This is a genomic window from Pseudolysinimonas sp. (assembly GCF_049651805.1).
Lineage (GTDB): Bacteria > Actinomycetota > Actinomycetes > Actinomycetales > Microbacteriaceae > Pseudolysinimonas_A.
The window spans coordinates 79,864-94,370 of record NZ_JBASCU010000019.1 but is presented as its reverse complement, the minus strand read 5'-3'; the positions used below and the strand labels follow the sequence as shown (position 1 = coordinate 94,370).

The 14,507-nt window shown below is 66.0% G+C and carries 13 protein-coding genes and 2 tRNA genes; 4 read left to right on the top strand and 11 right to left on the bottom strand.

Going from position 1 to position 14,507, the window contains the following annotated elements; all coding sequences use genetic code 11:
* Positions 1-157: 157 nt before the first annotated feature.
* Positions 158-1,891, top strand: a complete 1,734-nt coding sequence (gene pknB, locus WBL06_RS04570) for a Stk1 family PASTA domain-containing Ser/Thr kinase (RefSeq protein WP_424454791.1) — start codon at positions 158-160, stop codon at positions 1,889-1,891.
* A gap of 13 nt (positions 1,892-1,904) precedes the next feature.
* Here the strand turns inward: pknB and WBL06_RS04565 are convergent, their stop codons facing one another.
* The 3 genes from WBL06_RS04565 to WBL06_RS04555 are packed head-to-tail and all read right to left on the bottom strand — an operon-like array spanning position 1,905 to position 3,453.
* Positions 1,905-2,543 carry an anthranilate synthase component II gene (locus WBL06_RS04565; RefSeq protein WP_424454790.1) on the bottom strand — a complete coding sequence of 213 codons (639 nt, stop codon included), beginning with the start codon at positions 2,541-2,543 and terminating at the stop codon, positions 1,905-1,907.
* Positions 2,540-2,698 carry a hypothetical protein gene (locus tag WBL06_RS04560; RefSeq protein WP_424454789.1) on the bottom strand — a complete coding sequence of 53 codons (159 nt, stop codon included), beginning with the start codon at positions 2,696-2,698 and terminating at the stop codon, positions 2,540-2,542. Before WBL06_RS04560 ends, WBL06_RS04565 begins: the two co-directional genes overlap by 4 nt.
* On the bottom strand, positions 2,698-3,453 hold the full coding sequence (locus tag WBL06_RS04555) for a class E sortase (RefSeq protein WP_424454788.1): 756 nt from the start codon (positions 3,451-3,453) through the stop codon (positions 2,698-2,700). The genes WBL06_RS04560 and WBL06_RS04555 overlap by 1 nt, the downstream gene beginning before the upstream one ends.
* Positions 3,454-3,520: 67 nt before the next feature.
* On the opposite strand from WBL06_RS04555, the gene WBL06_RS04550 reads away from it, so the two are divergent.
* On the top strand, positions 3,521-3,772 hold the full coding sequence (locus tag WBL06_RS04550) for a cell division protein CrgA (RefSeq protein WP_424454787.1): 252 nt from the start codon (positions 3,521-3,523) through the stop codon (positions 3,770-3,772).
* A 135-nt stretch (positions 3,773-3,907) separates the two neighbouring features.
* Here the strand turns inward: WBL06_RS04550 and WBL06_RS04545 are convergent, their stop codons facing one another.
* Both WBL06_RS04545 and WBL06_RS04540 read right to left on the bottom strand, forming a co-directional pair.
* Entirely contained in the window at positions 3,908-4,816 is a 909-nt protein-coding gene (locus WBL06_RS04545; RefSeq protein ID WP_424454786.1) for a rhomboid family intramembrane serine protease, read from the bottom strand.
* A gap of 13 nt (positions 4,817-4,829) precedes the next feature.
* Entirely contained in the window at positions 4,830-5,369 is a 540-nt protein-coding gene (locus WBL06_RS04540; RefSeq protein WP_424454785.1) for a peptidylprolyl isomerase, read from the bottom strand.
* Between the two features lie 106 nt (positions 5,370-5,475).
* Here WBL06_RS04540 and WBL06_RS04535 point away from each other — a divergent pair, with 106 nt between their 5' ends.
* Both WBL06_RS04535 and WBL06_RS04530 read left to right on the top strand, forming a co-directional pair.
* Positions 5,476-6,018 (top strand): hypothetical protein, encoded by a 543-nt coding sequence (locus tag WBL06_RS04535; RefSeq protein ID WP_424454784.1) that lies wholly within the window; start codon positions 5,476-5,478, stop codon positions 6,016-6,018.
* A gap of 47 nt (positions 6,019-6,065) precedes the next feature.
* Entirely contained in the window at positions 6,066-6,953 is an 888-nt protein-coding gene (locus tag WBL06_RS04530; protein ID WP_424454783.1) for a winged helix-turn-helix domain-containing protein, read from the top strand.
* An 877-nt stretch (positions 6,954-7,830) separates the two neighbouring features.
* Here WBL06_RS04530 and WBL06_RS04525 read toward each other — a convergent pair.
* From WBL06_RS04525 to gyrB, 6 genes are all read right to left on the bottom strand, one after another.
* Entirely contained in the window at positions 7,831-9,012 is a 1,182-nt protein-coding gene (locus tag WBL06_RS04525) for an AAA family ATPase (RefSeq protein WP_424454782.1), read from the bottom strand.
* A gap of 47 nt (positions 9,013-9,059) precedes the next feature.
* Positions 9,060-9,132, bottom strand: a tRNA-Ala gene (locus WBL06_RS04520).
* A gap of 61 nt (positions 9,133-9,193) precedes the next feature.
* Positions 9,194-9,267: transfer RNA gene (locus WBL06_RS04515), tRNA-Ile, on the bottom strand.
* A gap of 52 nt (positions 9,268-9,319) precedes the next feature.
* Positions 9,320-9,724 (bottom strand): DUF3566 domain-containing protein, encoded by a 405-nt coding sequence (locus WBL06_RS04510; RefSeq protein ID WP_424454781.1) that lies wholly within the window; start codon positions 9,722-9,724, stop codon positions 9,320-9,322.
* A 2-nt stretch (positions 9,725-9,726) separates the two neighbouring features.
* Entirely contained in the window at positions 9,727-12,318 is a 2,592-nt protein-coding gene (gyrA, locus tag WBL06_RS04505; RefSeq protein WP_424454779.1) for a DNA gyrase subunit A, read from the bottom strand.
* An 84-nt stretch (positions 12,319-12,402) separates the two neighbouring features.
* Positions 12,403-14,379: a DNA topoisomerase (ATP-hydrolyzing) subunit B gene (gene gyrB, locus WBL06_RS04500; protein ID WP_424454778.1), complete on the bottom strand. Its 1,977-nt coding sequence runs from the start codon at positions 14,377-14,379 to the stop codon at positions 12,403-12,405.
* Positions 14,380-14,507 lie beyond the last annotated feature (128 nt).

Genomic DNA, 14,507 nt, shown 5'->3' with positions numbered 1-14,507 from the left:
CCGAGTCCACGACATCAACTCGTCCCGATCACCCTCACGAAGCACCAACGCCGCAGCAGGAGAATTCGCCATAAGCAATTCTCCCAACACGCCAACCATTTAGGAACTAACGACACGCGACACTAGGAGCCCAGCGGGGGAAGTTACACTGACTGGCGTGACCGACACCACCGCGGGACCCCGCATGCTCGCGGGCCGCTACCAGATCGGCGAGCTCCTCGGCCGCGGCGGCATGGCCGACGTGCATCTGGGTCTCGACGCTCGCCTCGGTCGCAAGGTCGCGATCAAGTTGTTGAAGCCGTCGCTCGCCAACGATCCGGCGTTCCGCACCCGCTTCCGCCAGGAGGCCCAAGCGGCGGCGCGCATGGCGCACCCGACCATCGTGCGGGTGTACGACGCCGGCGAGGAGATCGCGCGCGACTCGTCCGGTCGCGAGCTGCAGGTGCCGTTCATCGTCATGGAGCACGTCGAGGGCCACCTTCTCAAAGACCTGGTCGCCCAGGGGCCGATGTCGGCCGAACAGGCCGTGCACATCGCGGACGGCATCCTCACCGCGCTCGAGTACTCACACCGCGCCGGCGTCGTGCATCGCGACATCAAGCCCGGCAATGTCATGGTCACCTCCACCGGTCAGGTGAAGGTCATGGACTTCGGCATCGCGCGCGCGATCTCCGACTCGTCGGCGACGATCGCTCAGACCAGCGCGATTCTCGGCACGGCCCAATACTTCTCGCCGGAACAGGCCCGCGGCGAAGCGGTGGACGCCCGCACCGACCTGTACTCGACCGGTGTACTGCTCTACGAACTCCTGACCGGCAAGCCGCCGTTCCACGGTGAGACGGCGGTCGCGACGGCATACCAGCACGTCAGTGAAGCCCCGGTGCCGCCCAGCCGACTGAACCCGGCGGTGACGCCCGCGCTCGACGCCGTGGTCATGCACGCCCTCGCGAAGGATCGGTTCGAGCGCTTCCAGAGTGCCGGTGACTTCAAGCGCGACCTCGACGCCGCGTTCGCCGGCAAGCTGCCCGACCGTCAGCTCGTTCCCGTCGACGACTTCAGCTCGACCCTGTTCGGGGTGAATCCGAGCACCGGCGCTGCCTCGGAGGCCGCACTGCGTCGCCTGGCGGCGGATGACGGTGACGACCGCATCACCCGCACGCAGAGCCGTCCGCCGGTCGCCTGGATCTGGGGCGGCATCGCGATGTTCGTCGTCATCCTCGTCGCCGCGACCTGGTTCGTCTTCTCGCTGCAGGCGCAGAACCTGGTCGGACCGGGTGCCGCCGTCGAAGTTCCCGACGTCGTCGGCATGAACGTCGACGAGGCGACGCAACTCTTGGAAGAGCAGGGGCTCCAGGTGGCCCCCACCACTCGGCCGAGCGAGGACGTGCCCGAAGGCGAAGTCATGGAGCAGACGCCCGGGGTCGGAACCCGGGTCACGCCCGGCCAAGAGATCGAGCTTCTCGTCTCATCAGGAGCGCCGCTCGTCACCGTCGAGAGCCTCGTCTTCCAAGACCAAGAGGCGGCGAAAGCCCGGCTCGCCGAACTCGACCTCGTCTACGGCACGACGACGGTCACCTACTCACCCAACGTTCCGAACGGCGTGGTCATGGGCATCATCGTCGAGGGGAGCCCCGACGTGCTGACCACCTCGACTCAGGTCGAGGCCGGCTCGACGATCGATCTCGTCGTCTCGAACGGGCTCGTTGTGGTACCCGACGTGAAGGGTCAGGCAGTCACGACGGCTCGGTCGACGCTCACCGGAGGCAGCCTGCAGCTCACGGTGAAGCTGGTGCTCGACAACTCGTGCACCGGCCAGGCCGTGGTGAGCCAGTCGGTCATCGGCGAGGTGGCCCAGAAGTCGTCGGTCACCCTCACCTACTGCTCGGGATGATGAGCGGCGGCGGTCAGCCGAGTTTGACGAGCGGACTCAGATGCGTCGCGCGCTCGGCCGCCTCGGGAAGCCCGGCGTCGGCGAGCCAGTTGCCCAGCATCCGGTAGCCGCCTTCGGTCAGCACCGACTCCGGGTGGAACTGCACTCCGACGACCGGTGCCGAACGGTGCCGCACCCCCATGATGACGCCGCCCTCGGTGCGCGCCGTCACCTCGAGCTCGGCGGGCACCGTTCCGTCGACCACCGCGAGCGAGTGGTACCGGGTCGCCCGGAACGGTTGGGGCACGCCCGCGTAGAAGGGGCTGTCGTCGTGCCGGATGAGCGAGGTCTTGCCGTGCATCAGCTCGTCGGCGTGCGTCACCGTCGCGCCGAGAGCTTCGGCGATCGCCTGGTGGCCGAGGCAAACCCCGAGCAAGGGGATGTCAGCGGCGAGCGCCGCGTGGACGACCGGGATCGACACCCCTGCGGCCGCCGGAGTGCCCGGTCCGGGCGAGATGAGCACCGCGTCGTATTCGGCGATGTGCGACGCCGCCTCGTCGGCCGGGAAGGAGTCGTTGCGAACGACGTCGGTCGTGGCGCCGAGTTGCTGCAGGTATCCGTCGAGTGTGTAGACGAAGGAGTCGTAGTTGTCGAGAACGAGGACCCGGGTCATTCGTCGACCGTCACGTCTTGCGGGGCCACCATCTGATCGACGACCGGGAACACCCAGTACACGAGCGCCGTCAGGATCACCGCCGCCGCGACCAACAGGATGAACAGCCGCACCCACCACGGGCCCGGCAGAATCCGCCACAGCGCCCCGTACATCAGCCCGCCCCCGTCACGTTGGATGCGATCTCGGCGGGTACGCCGCCCGATCGTGGATAGAACTGGTCGTAGACGCCGTAGGCGATGATGCGCTCGGCCGTGGAGAAGAAGGGGTTGCAGGTCGTGAGCGTGATGAAACGCTCAGCCGCCCCGATCCCCTCGGCCTGGGGCACGGGATTGAGCACCCCGACTCCGCTCGGGCGCACGTACTCCAGGTTGCGGAAGGTGTACTGATACCAACCGTCGATCGTTTCGACGTAGATGTGATCGCCCACCTGTAGCTGATGAACGTCGCGGAAGTTGCCGCCCCCGCTGGAGCGGTGCGCGGCCAACGCGAAGTTGCCCGGCTCTCCCGGCAACTGCGTCGTCGGATAGTGGCCGATGTTGCCCTTGTTGAGCACGGCGGCGGTACCGACGCCTTCGGCAATGGGCCGGTAGTAGGTGCCCCCGAAGCGCGGGATGATCAGCGTCGCGAACCGCTCCGTGTCAGCGGGCGCTGCCGCGATGGGCGGATCCTCCGACACGACGGGATCGCCCACTTCCACCGGAGGCACCTCTTCGTAGCCAGCGCTCCACTCCTCGGCCAGCTCGATGGCCTCGCCGTTGAGCTGGCCCCCGACTATGACGTCGCCGAGCCACACCTGATAGCCGAGGAACGCAAGCACGAGCACACCGGCCGTGATCAGGAGTTCTCCGAGCACACCGACCACCGAGACCCGACGGCGCGGGCGACGCAGCGGAGCCAGGTCGGTCATGCCCCGATTCTACGTCGCGCGGCCTCCGCACGGATCGCAGACAATCGCCTCCGTTAGACTGCTCGGCATGGCCCGCTCCAACCCTTCGTCCTCCGAGCAGAAGTCCAGCTCCGGCGACGCCGATCGTCGTGAGAGCCTCCCCAACCCGGTCTGGTTCAAGCCGATCATGTTCGGCTTCATGCTGCTGGGTCTGGCGTGGATCATCGTCTACTACCTGAGCCAGGGCTCGTGGCCCATCCCCGGCATCAACGAAGCGAACATCGCGATCGGGTTCGGCCTTCTGATCATCGGCTTCTTCATGACCACCCGGTGGCGCTGAGAATCCTCGGATTGAGTAGCGGACGCGTGTCGAAATCCTCGGATTGAGTAGCGCCCGCGTGAGCGGACGCGTGTCGAAATCACACCGTTGTCATTCTCTCCACACTGTGGATAGCCCTGTGGACAACTCCTCGGGTCAGAGGGCGGTGCGCAGGATCGCCAGCAGGATGAGCCCCCCGACGACGGCCCCGATGATGAGGTACGGGGTGCGGGTCTTCGCCCCCGGCCTGTCGTCGTAGCGCTGGAACAGGTAGGTCGCTCCGGCTCCGGCGATCAGTCCGCCCACGATCTGCGGCAGCGTGAATCCGCCGAACGCGATGCTGATGAGCAGGTTGATTCCGATGATGATGAGCGCCTGCATGCGGGCCGGTGGATACGACCAGACGAAGATCAGGTACGCGCCGAACATCCCGAACAGCACACCAGACAGGCCGAACGCAGCACTTCCCGCCAACACCATCGCCGCGCTGCCGACCCCTGTCGCTGCGAGGGCGAGCACAAGGAAGCGGCGACGTCCGAGGTTCTTCTCCACGGATGGCGCGATCAGCAGCAGGAAGAAGCCGCTGAGCAGAATGGAGATCACGTAGCTGATCTCCGGCGGGTAGACGACGGCGGCTGTGACATAGCGCCACACCTGCAGGCTCACCGGGGGGGCGGCCGCGAGGAACAGGTAGGGCAGGCCGCCGGTGAACAGTCCGCCGAGCCACAGGACGACGGTCGTGGCGACGATTCCCCAGGTGACCACGGGCGCCTCGCCCCCGGGGCGCAGCATCTGACCGAGCGCCCCCGACACGGGCGACGACGAGCGTTCGGGGCGGGATCGGGCGGTACGCGCCGGGCGCGCCTTGGCTGCCGGACGACGAGCCTCCCCGGCGCCCCGCCAGGTCACCGAGCCGCCGAGTTCCTGAACGCACTCCGGGCAGTGCACGCCGCCCGGCGCCAAGATCTGGCACTCGGGGCAGATCGTGCGGCCGCAGCGCTGGCAGAGCACCCAGCTCTCTCGCTTCGGATGCCGGTAACAGACATCCGGCGAAGTCTCGGCCATGAAGCAGTGCCGGTCAGACCGCGTCGACCGAGATCGAGGTGATCACGACATCCTGAAGTGGCTTGTCTCGGCCGTCGGTGTCGACCGCCTCGATCGCATCGACGACCCGCTTGGAGTCGTCGTCGGCGACCTCGCCGAAGATGGTGTGTTTGCCGTTGAGCCACGGGGTGGGCACCGTCGAGATGAAGAACTGCGAACCGTTGGTGCCGCGGCCGCCCTGGATGCCGGCGTTGGCCATCGCGAGCAGGTACGGCTCGGTGAAGTGCAGCTCCGGGTGGATCTCGTCGTCGAAGTTGTAGCCGGGGCCGCCGATGCCCTTGCCGAGCGGATCGCCGCCCTGCAACATGAACTGCTTGATGATGCGGTGGAAGATCACCCCGTCGTAAAGGGGCGTGTTCTTGGTCTCACCCGTGGCCGGGTCCTGCCACTCTTTCGTGCCCATCGCCAAGCCGACGAAGTTGTCGACGGTGACGGGGGCGTGGAAGCCGAACAGGTTGATGCGGATGTCACCGAGCGTGGTGTGGACGGTGGCGACGTGAGTGTGCGCAGGCATTGCGCCATTCTCGCATGTCGCTGCAGTTGGCAAGCCCTACGGTGCGATCCGCCGCGCATGGCAGGATGTGTTGGGTCACCTCGTTTTTGACGACCGGAGGATCACTATGGCACTGTCACGCAAGCGCCAGCGGGAACTGAATCGCCTCAAGCGGGATGCCGAGCGCCTTTGGGATGAGCAGCGCGAAGCGATCGAGCACGCCACCCTCGTTCTGAAGGATGCTCGCCGCCAGGCCGCCAACTTCGCCCGCGAAGAGGTGCGCCCGCGCGTGCGCGAGGGTGTCGGCGCCGCCCGGGACGGGCTCGGTGCCGCCCGCGACGCCGCCTCGACCGCCCGCGAACGCTTCACCGACGATGTGCTCCCCGCGATCTCGGGAACGATCGGGTCGGCCCTTGCCGTTCTGGAAGCCGCCAAGAACCCCGCGGTGCGCGATGTCGTGCGCCGCATCTCGAAGGCGGGGCAGAAGGCCCGCGTCGTCACGCCGCCCAAATCGAACGGCCCGGGCCACTACATCCTCATCGGCCTCGGCGTCGTCGCGTTCGCCGGAATCGCCTACGCCGCGTGGCAGACGCTCCGCGCCGACGACGACCTGTGGATCGAAGACCTCGGCGACCCCGGAAGCGCCGACATCGACGACGACGATTTCTGAGCGACCCCCCGGTTGAGCTGACGCGGGCGCAAGCCCGTCGCATCGCGGTGCGTGCACAACTGCTGGATGCGCACCGCCCGGTGAGCCTGGTCGAGGTGGTGCGCGCGCTGACCGTCATCCAGCGCTACCCGTACGCCGATATCGCGCCGAGCGCCGACCTCGTGCTGTGGAGCCGTCTCGGTTCCCGGTATGAACCCGACGACCTGCAACGCGCGCTCGAGGTCGACCGCTCGCTGCTGGAACTCGACGGGATGATCCGGCCGATGGAGGATTTGGCGCTGTTCCTGGCTCAGTTCGCCCGGCCCCCCGCCTACGCGAAGACCCGCGAGTGGCTCGAGCTCAATCACGAGTTCCGCGCCGATCTGCTCCAGGAGCTCTACGACCGCGGACCGGTGCTCGCCCGCGAGCTGCCCGACACGGCGCGCTACCCGTGGCCCTCGTCGGGGTGGACGAACAACCGCAACGTGACGCAGATGCTCGAGTGCTTGATGATGCGCGGCGAGGTCGCAATCGCCGGGCAGCAGGACGGCGCCCGTACGTGGGATCTCGCCGAGCGCGTCTACCCCGAGGGGTTGCCGGTCACCCCGTTCGAGGAGGCGTTCGCGATCCGCAACGACCGGCGTCTGCGGTCGCTCGGAGTCGCGCCCGCGAAGGGCCCGAAGCAGCCGCTCGAGCCGATCGACGTCGGTCCGGCCGGGTTGCCGGCGACGATCGAGGGCTCGGATGTCGCCTGGCGCATCCATCCCGATGTGCTGCCGTGGCTCGATGAAGATTTCGAGGGGCGCACCGCCCTGCTCTCGCCCTTCGACCGGCTCGTTGTTCAAGCCGAAGTCGAAGCGCCGCTGGGGCTACTTCGCGCTACCGATCCTGCGGCGACCGGCTCGTCGGAAAGCTCGACGCGACCGCCGACCGCAAGGCCGCGGCTCTGCGTGTGACCCGCATCCACGAAGATGCGCCGTTCACCCCCGAGATGCGGGAAGCGGTGGATGCCGAGGTCGCTGCGCTTGCCCGTTGGCTCGGGATGCGGGCCGAGAAAGAAGGGTGGGGCCAGCCTGAGCTAGAGCTTGGAGGCATGTGCGAAACAGGTTGGCCGCGAGCGCGAGGCCCCTTGGGTAGATCATCCGAGGCGATCAGCGCGGCACACCGACGGTCTACAGCCTCGCGTCTAGGGGAGCCGACCGGCGATAGCGGTAGCGGTAGCGAATAGCCGATCGAGCGAACTGCTGGTTCCGTACCGGGTGGGCGACTGGGTACGGATGTGCTCGGCTATCCGAGGAGAGTCGGCTTCGGAGTACTCACTCGCGCCACCGCGTCGCGTCAGCCGCCTGAGCTCGCTCTTCGGGTCGGTGATGGCTTCTACATTCCTGTTGGAGCGAGGCAGTGCGTTCCGCCACGCAATCGGTTTGACGGACTCGACTGAATCTGGGTACTGAAACCACCAGGCTTCGGTGCATACGACCGGCACCGTTGGAAAGGCAACGCGTAGGTGGGCGAGTTGCTGCGCGAGCGCGGATTCCTCCTCGCCATTGGGGTCGATGCGATCGGCGTCACGGTGAACGATCACGGCCAAGACCGGTTGACCAGCGGCTTCCACTGATGCGATGACGGAAGAGAGTTCATTCACCCAGTTTCGGACCACGGTCACCCCTGCGGATCGCGTTAGAGACACTGGCCTCGGGCGAGCTCGGACCCGCCCCGAGAGTCGTGGGGCTGCTTTCTCTACAAGATGTCTGATGCTCTCGGAATCGTTAAGGTTCTCTCCAAAGACGAGAACCACGGAAGCTCGCTGGCGCCCGACGCTCGGGCGAGCCATTAGGCCGGCACTCCACCGATGGCCCCAGCGAACCAGAGTTCACCGGGCCCGAAATCAGAAGCGTCAACGGCCCTTTGGATCTCTTCAGCCGAGCGCGCGGGCATGAGTGATTCGCCGGTCACCGGGTCACGATCACAGACAAGAATCTCGGTCGGTTCGAGGCGATTCACAAGGGTGGGTGAGTGAGTTGCCGCAAGGATTTGGGTGCGCGTGGTGGCATCCCGCATTCTCTCGATGAGAACCTCCAGCGCGTAAGGGTGGAGGCCGTGATCGACCTCTTCGATTGCGGTGAACTTGGGTGGCTTGGGTTCGTGCAGTGCCACCAAGAGCGCAAGGAGCCGCACAGTACCGAACGACGCGTCGGCGAGATCGATCGGTCTGGTGACGCCTCGCTCAACTAGTTGCACCACCACCGATGAGGTCGTGCCGCCAACTGGCATCAGCTGGAGGTTTTCTAGACCCGGGAGACAGCGGCGAAGATCAAAGACCAGCGACGAGAACGCGTCCGGCGACGACTGCCGAAGATTCATCAGTGCAGCCGACAGGTTGTGCGCATCGTCCGCCAACGGCCCGGCGACGACTCTCGACGGCCGCCTCGCCTCCTCAACGTTCGGCTCAAGCACGCGAATTGAACTCAGGAACTCTGCATAGGAGGCTGGTCCCGGGCCCACATCGGTGTCGGAAAGCCTCGCCAGGGTCCCAAGACCGGAGGTTTGCCCGCTCGCGAGCTGGCGTCGCGAGTCGTCACCGTCGCCTTGGATCGTGACCTGGCTCCCGGTCACTTGGATCCGTCTGCCTTTTCCGGGGACGCGCTTAAACTCGAAGATCTCCCGCCGAGTAATGCCGCTCGCGGCTCGATTGAACTTCAGCTGATAGCTGTCGGGTGCGCCCGCACTTGAGTGCTGTGTGACCGAACCTTCGATCGCAAGCGCGACTTGTCCCGTCTTGGGTGACTGACGTTGAACCCTCTCGAACCCTCCCCATTGGTCCAGCGCAACCCCGATATCAAAGCGGGTGGCCGCGGATAGGAACTGGAGCACCTTCAAGAGGTTGGACTTCCCTGAGCCGTTCGGGCCTACAAGAACGGTCAGCGGCCGAAGCTCTACGTCAACATCCCGAAACGACCTGAAGTTCTCGGCACGGATGCGCGTAACTGGCAAACCACGATTGCTTGAAGTCATCCGCTGTCCGCTCGCTAGGTAGCTTGAGGTAGCCTCGCACCCTTTAGTGGAGCCTAGGGGAATCGAACCCCTGACCTCCTGCTTGCAAAGCAGGCGCTCTACCAATTGAGCTAAGGCCCCGGTGCCACGTCGGTGGTCTCGACACGCGACCTTCGGTCGCTACTCGACCAACGAGATGGAGTGGGGATACGAGGACTTGAACCTCGGACCTCTTCGTTATCAGCGAAGCGCTCTAACCGCCTGAGCTATATCCCCGAGTGGCTTGGATCTGAAGCTGGATCCGGGCCGAGAGCAAGAGTATCAGCCTCTAGGAGTTCTGGAATCCGACCAGAAGTCCGCCGGTGAGACGCACGCTGAGGTTGTAGAGGAAGCCGCCGACGGCACCGAGCGCGGTACCGACGATGGTGTTGAGCAGCGCGATCACGAAGGTGAAGAACACGACAGTGCCGAGGCCGAAGCTCGCCGCAATCGAGAACTCCGGCTGCGCCAGGATGTCGCGCAGGGTCTCGTCGAGGGTGTCGAAGATGCCGGTCGAGAAGAGCACCACCCAGATGAGCACGCTCGCGACGATGAGCACGATGCCGAGGCACAGCCACACCAGGAACGACAGCTTCACGAGCGACCAGATGTCGATGTAGACGAGCTTCAGGCGCACCTGGCGACTGGTCGTCTGGCGCATCTCTTTGCGCTGCAGCTTCTCGGCGACACTCATCGCTACTCCTGGTTCTCTCCGTCGGGCGCGGCGGCAGCGTCGGTGCTGTCTTCAGCCGCCTCGGCATCGTCTGCCGGTGCGACGTCGGGGTCTGCCGCGATCTCGATGTTGCGTTCGCTGTTCTTGGCGATCGCGATGATCTTGTCGTCGTCGTCGAAACGCGCGAAGACGACGCCCATCGTATCCCGCCCCTTGGCAGGAACCTCGGCAACTGCTGAACGTACGACCTTGCCGCTCGCGAGCACGACGAGCACCTCGTCGTCTTCTTCGACGATCAGGCCGCCGGCGAGATCGCCGCGGGTCTCGCTGAGTTTCGCGACCTTGATGCCGAGGCCGCCGCGGCCCTGCAACCGGTACTGGTCGACCGCGGTGCGCTTGGCGTAGCCGCCCTCGGTGACGACGAAGACGTACGAATCTGCCGCTTGTCCTGAGCCTGTCGAAGGGACGACGGATGCCGACAGCAGCGCGTCGTCGTCACGGAAGTGCATGCCGATCACGCCGGAGGTCGACCGTCCCATCGGTCGCATCGCGGCATCCGATGCGGTGAACCGGATCGACATGCCGTGGCGCGACACCAGCAACACGTCGGTGCCGTCTTCGACGAGCAGCGCCGACACCACCTCGTCGCCTTCGCGCAGGTTGATCGCGATGATGCCGCCGGTGCGGTTGGTGTCGTACTCGGTGAGCCGGGTCTTCTTCACCAGACCGCCGCGGGTGGCGAGCACCAGGTAGGTGGCCACCGAGTAGTCGCGGATGTCGAGCACCTGCGCGATCTGCTCGTCGGGCTGCAGGGCGAGCAGGTTGGCGACGTGCTGACCCTTCGCGTCGCGACCGGCCTCCTGCACCTCGTAGGCCTTCGCCCGGTAGACACGGCCCTTGTCGGTGAAGAACAGCAACCAGTGGTGGGTGGTCGTCACGAAGAAGTGCTCGACGACGTCATCCGCTCGGAGTTGCGCGCCCTTGACCCCGCGACCGCCGCGGTGCTGCGACCGATAGTTGTCACTGCGGGTGCGCTTCACGTATCCACCGCGGGTGATGGTGATGACCATCTCCTCTTCGGGGATGAGGTCTTCGACCTTCATGTCGCCGTCGAAGCCCATGAGGATCTCGGTGCGCCGATCGTCGCCGAACTTCGCGACGATCTCGGTGAGCTCTTCGGTGACGATCTCGCGCTGCCGCGACTCGCTCGCGAGGATCGCCTTGTACTCGGCGATTTCCTTCTCGAGCTCGGCGAGGCGGTCGAGGATCTTCTGGCGCTCGAGCGCGGCAAGCCGTCGTAGCTGGAGGGCGAGGATGGCGTCGGCCTGCAGCTCGTCGATCTTCAGGAGCTTGATGAGCCCGACGCGCGCTGCATCGACGTCGGCGGACCGGCGGATGAGGGCGATGACCTCGTCGAGGGCGTCGAGGGCTTTCGCGTACCCGCGCTGGATGTGGGCATCCGCTTCGGCCTTGTCGAGCCGGAACTGGGTACGTCGCACGATCACTTCGATCTGGTGCGTGATCCAGTGCGTGATGAACCCGTCGAGGGCGAGGGTGCGCGGCACCCCGTCGACGATCGCGAGCATGTTCGCGCCGAAGTTCTCTTGCAGCGACGTGTGCTTGTAGAGATTGTTGAGCACGACGCGGGCGACGGCGTCGCGCTTGAGCACGATCACCAGACGCTGGCCGGTGCGGCCCGACGACTCGTCGCGGATGTCGGCGATGCCCGCGAGCTTGCCTTCCTTGACGAGGTCGGCGATCTTGATCGCGAGGTTGTCGGGGTTGACCTGGTACGGCAGCTCGGTGACGACGAGGCAGGTGCGACCCTGCAGCTCTTCGACTTCGACGACGGCTCGCATCGTGATCGATCCGCGGCCGGTGCGGTAGGCATCCTGGATGCCGCGCACGCCGAGAATCTGCGCTCCGGTCGGGAAATCGGGGCCTTTGACGCGCTGGATGGCGGCCTCGAGCAGCTCCTCGCGAGTGGCCTCGGGGTGCTCGAGCGCCCAGAGAGCGGCCTCGGACACCTCCCGCAGATTGTGCGGCGGGATGTTCGTCGCCATGCCGACCGCGATGCCGACGCTGCCGTTGACGAGCAGGTTCGGGAACCGGGCGGGGAGCACGGAGGGCTCCTGCGTGCGGCCGTCGTAGTTCTCCTGCATGTCGACGGTGTTCTCGTCGATGTCACGCACGAGCTCCATGGCGAGCGGAGCCATCTTGGTCTCGGTGTACCGGTGGGCCGCGGCGCCGTCGTTGCCGGGAGAGCCGAAGTTGCCCTGGCCGAGCGCGAGCGGGTATCGCAGCGACCACGGCTGCACGAGTCGCACGAGCGCGTCGTACACCGACGAGTCGCCGTGCGGGTGGAACTGCCCCATCACGTCGCCGATGACTCGGGTGCACTTGCTGAACGCTCGGTCGGGCCGGTAGCCGCCGTCGTACATCGTGTAGATCACGCGGCGGTGCACGGGCTTGAGCCCGTCGCGCACGTCGGGCAGGGCGCGCCCGACGATGACGCTCATCGCATAGTCGAGGTACGACCGCTGCATCTCCAACTGGAGGTCGACGGGCTCGATCTTGTCGTGCCGGTCGGGGTCGAGTCCCGTGGTGTCAGTCATGTGTCACTTTCGGTGATCGAGTAGCGGCGCAGCCGCGTGTCGAGATCCTCGGATTGAGTAGCCCGTTCCGCGGGCGTGTCGAAATCAAATGTCGAGGAACCTAACGTCTTTGGCGTTCTGTTGGATGAAGTTGCGGCGCAGCTCGACATCGTCGCCCATCAGCGTCGCGAAGACCCCGTCGGCGATCGCGGCGTCGTCGAGGGTGATCTGCCGCAGCGTGCGCGTCGCGGGGTTCATCGTCGTGTCCCACAGCTCTTGGTGGTTCATCTCGCCGAGACCCTTGTAACGCTGCACGGCTGACTCCTTCGGTAGGCGCTTGCCGTTCGCCTTGCCGAGCTCGATGAGAGCGTCGCGCTCGTTGTCGGAGTACACGTAGTCATGTTCGGAGTTCGTCCACTTGATGCGGTACAGCGGGGGCGCGGCGAGATATACGTAGCCGAGTTCGATGAGCGGCCGCATGTAGCGGAACAGCAGGGTGAGCAGCAGCGTCGTGATGTGCTGGCCGTCGACGTCGGCATCCGCCATCAGCACGACCTTGTGGTACCGGGCCTTCTCGCCGTCGAAGTCTTCGCCGATGCCGGTGCCGAACGCGGTGATCATCGCCTGGATCTCGGCGTTGCCGAGCGCGCGGTCGAGGCGCGCCTTCTCGACGTTGAGGATCTTGCCGCGCAGCGGCAGGATCGCCTGCGTGCGCGGGTCGCGGCCGGTCTTCGCCGAGCCGCCGGCCGAGTCGCCCTCGACGAGGAAGATCTCGCTTTCGGACGGGTCCTTGCTGGAGCAGTCCGACAGCTTGCCCGGCATCCCGCCGCCCTCGAGCAGCCCCTTGCGCCGGGTCTGCTCTCGCGCCTTGCGCGCCGCGAGTCGAGCGGTCGCCGCCTGGATCGCCTTGCGGATGACATCCCGCGCCTGGTTCGGGTTGCGCTCGAACCAGTCGGTGAGCTGGTCGCCGACGACGCGCTGCACGAACGACTTCGCCTCGGTGTTGCCGAGCTTGGTCTTGGTCTGGCCCTCGAACTGCGGCTCGGAGAGCTTGATCGAGATGACCGCGGTGAGACCCTCGCGCACGTCGTCGCCGGTGAGGTTCTCCTCTTTTTCCTTGAGAATCCCCTTCTCGCGCGCGTACTTGTTGACGAGGGTGGTGAGCGCCGCCCGGAAACCCTCTTCGTGGGTTCCGCCTTCGTGGGTGTTGATGACGTTCGCGTAGGTGTGCACGCTCTCGGAATAGGAGGTGGTCCACTGCATCGCGATCTCGAGCGCCATGTGCCGCTCGGTGTCTTCGGTCTCGAACGAGATGACCTCGTCGTGGATGACCTCGGCCTTCTTGGTGGCGTTGAGGTACTCGACGTAGTCGACGAGGCCGCGCTCGTAGAGGAAGGTGTCGGCGCGCTTCGACTCTTCGCCCTCTTCGAGCGGGCGCTCGTCGGCGAGCGAGATCGTCAGGCCCTTGTTGAGGAACGCCGTCTGCTGGAACCGCGTGCGCAGGGTCTCGTAGTCGAACTCGACCGTCTCGAAGATGTCGGCGTTCGGCCAGAAGGTGATCGTCGTGCCGGTGGCATCCGTCGCCTCCTCCTTTGCCAGCGGCGCGTCGGGCACCCCCACGTGGTAGGTCTGCCGGTACACGTTGCCCTGCCGGCTCACCTCCACCTCGAGCCGCGACGAGAGCGCGTTGACGACGCTCGACCCGACGCCGTGCAGCCCTCCGGACACCGCGTATCCGCTGCCGCCGAACTTTCCGCCGGCGTGCAGCACCGTCAGCACGACCTCCACGGTGGAGCGCTTCTCGACGGGGTGCATGTCGACAGGGATGCCACGGCCGTTGTCGATGACGCGGAGCGCGCCGTCAGGAAGGATCGTCACCTCGATGGTGTCGCAGTAGCCGGCCAGCGACTCGTCGACGGCGTTGTCGACGATCTCGTAGACGAGGTGGTGCAGACCGCGCGGACCGGTGGATCCGATATACATACCGGGACGCTTACGTACCGCTTCGAGACCTTCGAGAACCTGGATGTCGGCGGCGCCGTAGTTCGCGTCGGACTCGCCCTGACGAGGGGTGGGACTCATGGGGAGGTGGCTCCTGCCGGGGTCGAACTCAGCCACCGGAAAGCGGGCGGCGAGGGTGCCTCGATTCTATCCCGCGAAGCGGGTCGATTCCGGGCGATTCCGCGATCTGCGGGGTTTTCCGCAAGGCG

Bases quoted from the DNA above. Each gene is read 5' to 3' on its own strand.
- WBL06_RS04565 (WP_424454790.1), bottom strand. From the start codon at position 2,543: ATGACCCGGGTCCTCGTTCTCGACAACTACGACTCCTTCGTCTACACA.
- WBL06_RS04560 (WP_424454789.1), bottom strand. From the start codon at position 2,698: ATGTACGGGGCGCTGTGGCGGATTCTGCCGGGCCCGTGGTGGGTGCGG.
- WBL06_RS04555 (WP_424454788.1), bottom strand. From the start codon at position 3,453: ATGACCGACCTGGCTCCGCTGCGTCGCCCGCGCCGTCGGGTCTCGGTG.
- WBL06_RS04550 (WP_424454787.1), top strand. From the start codon at position 3,521: ATGGCCCGCTCCAACCCTTCGTCCTCCGAGCAGAAGTCCAGCTCCGGC.
- WBL06_RS04545 (WP_424454786.1), bottom strand. From the start codon at position 4,816: ATGGCCGAGACTTCGCCGGATGTCTGTTACCGGCATCCGAAGCGAGAG.
- WBL06_RS04540 (WP_424454785.1), bottom strand. From the start codon at position 5,369: ATGCCTGCGCACACTCACGTCGCCACCGTCCACACCACGCTCGGTGAC.
- WBL06_RS04535 (WP_424454784.1), top strand. From the start codon at position 5,476: ATGGCACTGTCACGCAAGCGCCAGCGGGAACTGAATCGCCTCAAGCGG.
- WBL06_RS04525 (WP_424454782.1), bottom strand. From the start codon at position 9,012: ATGACTTCAAGCAATCGTGGTTTGCCAGTTACGCGCATCCGTGCCGAG.
- WBL06_RS04510 (WP_424454781.1), bottom strand. From the start codon at position 9,724: ATGAGTGTCGCCGAGAAGCTGCAGCGCAAAGAGATGCGCCAGACGACC.
- gyrA (WP_424454779.1), bottom strand. From the start codon at position 12,318: ATGACTGACACCACGGGACTCGACCCCGACCGGCACGACAAGATCGAG.
- gyrB (WP_424454778.1), bottom strand. From the start codon at position 14,379: ATGAGTCCCACCCCTCGTCAGGGCGAGTCCGACGCGAACTACGGCGCC.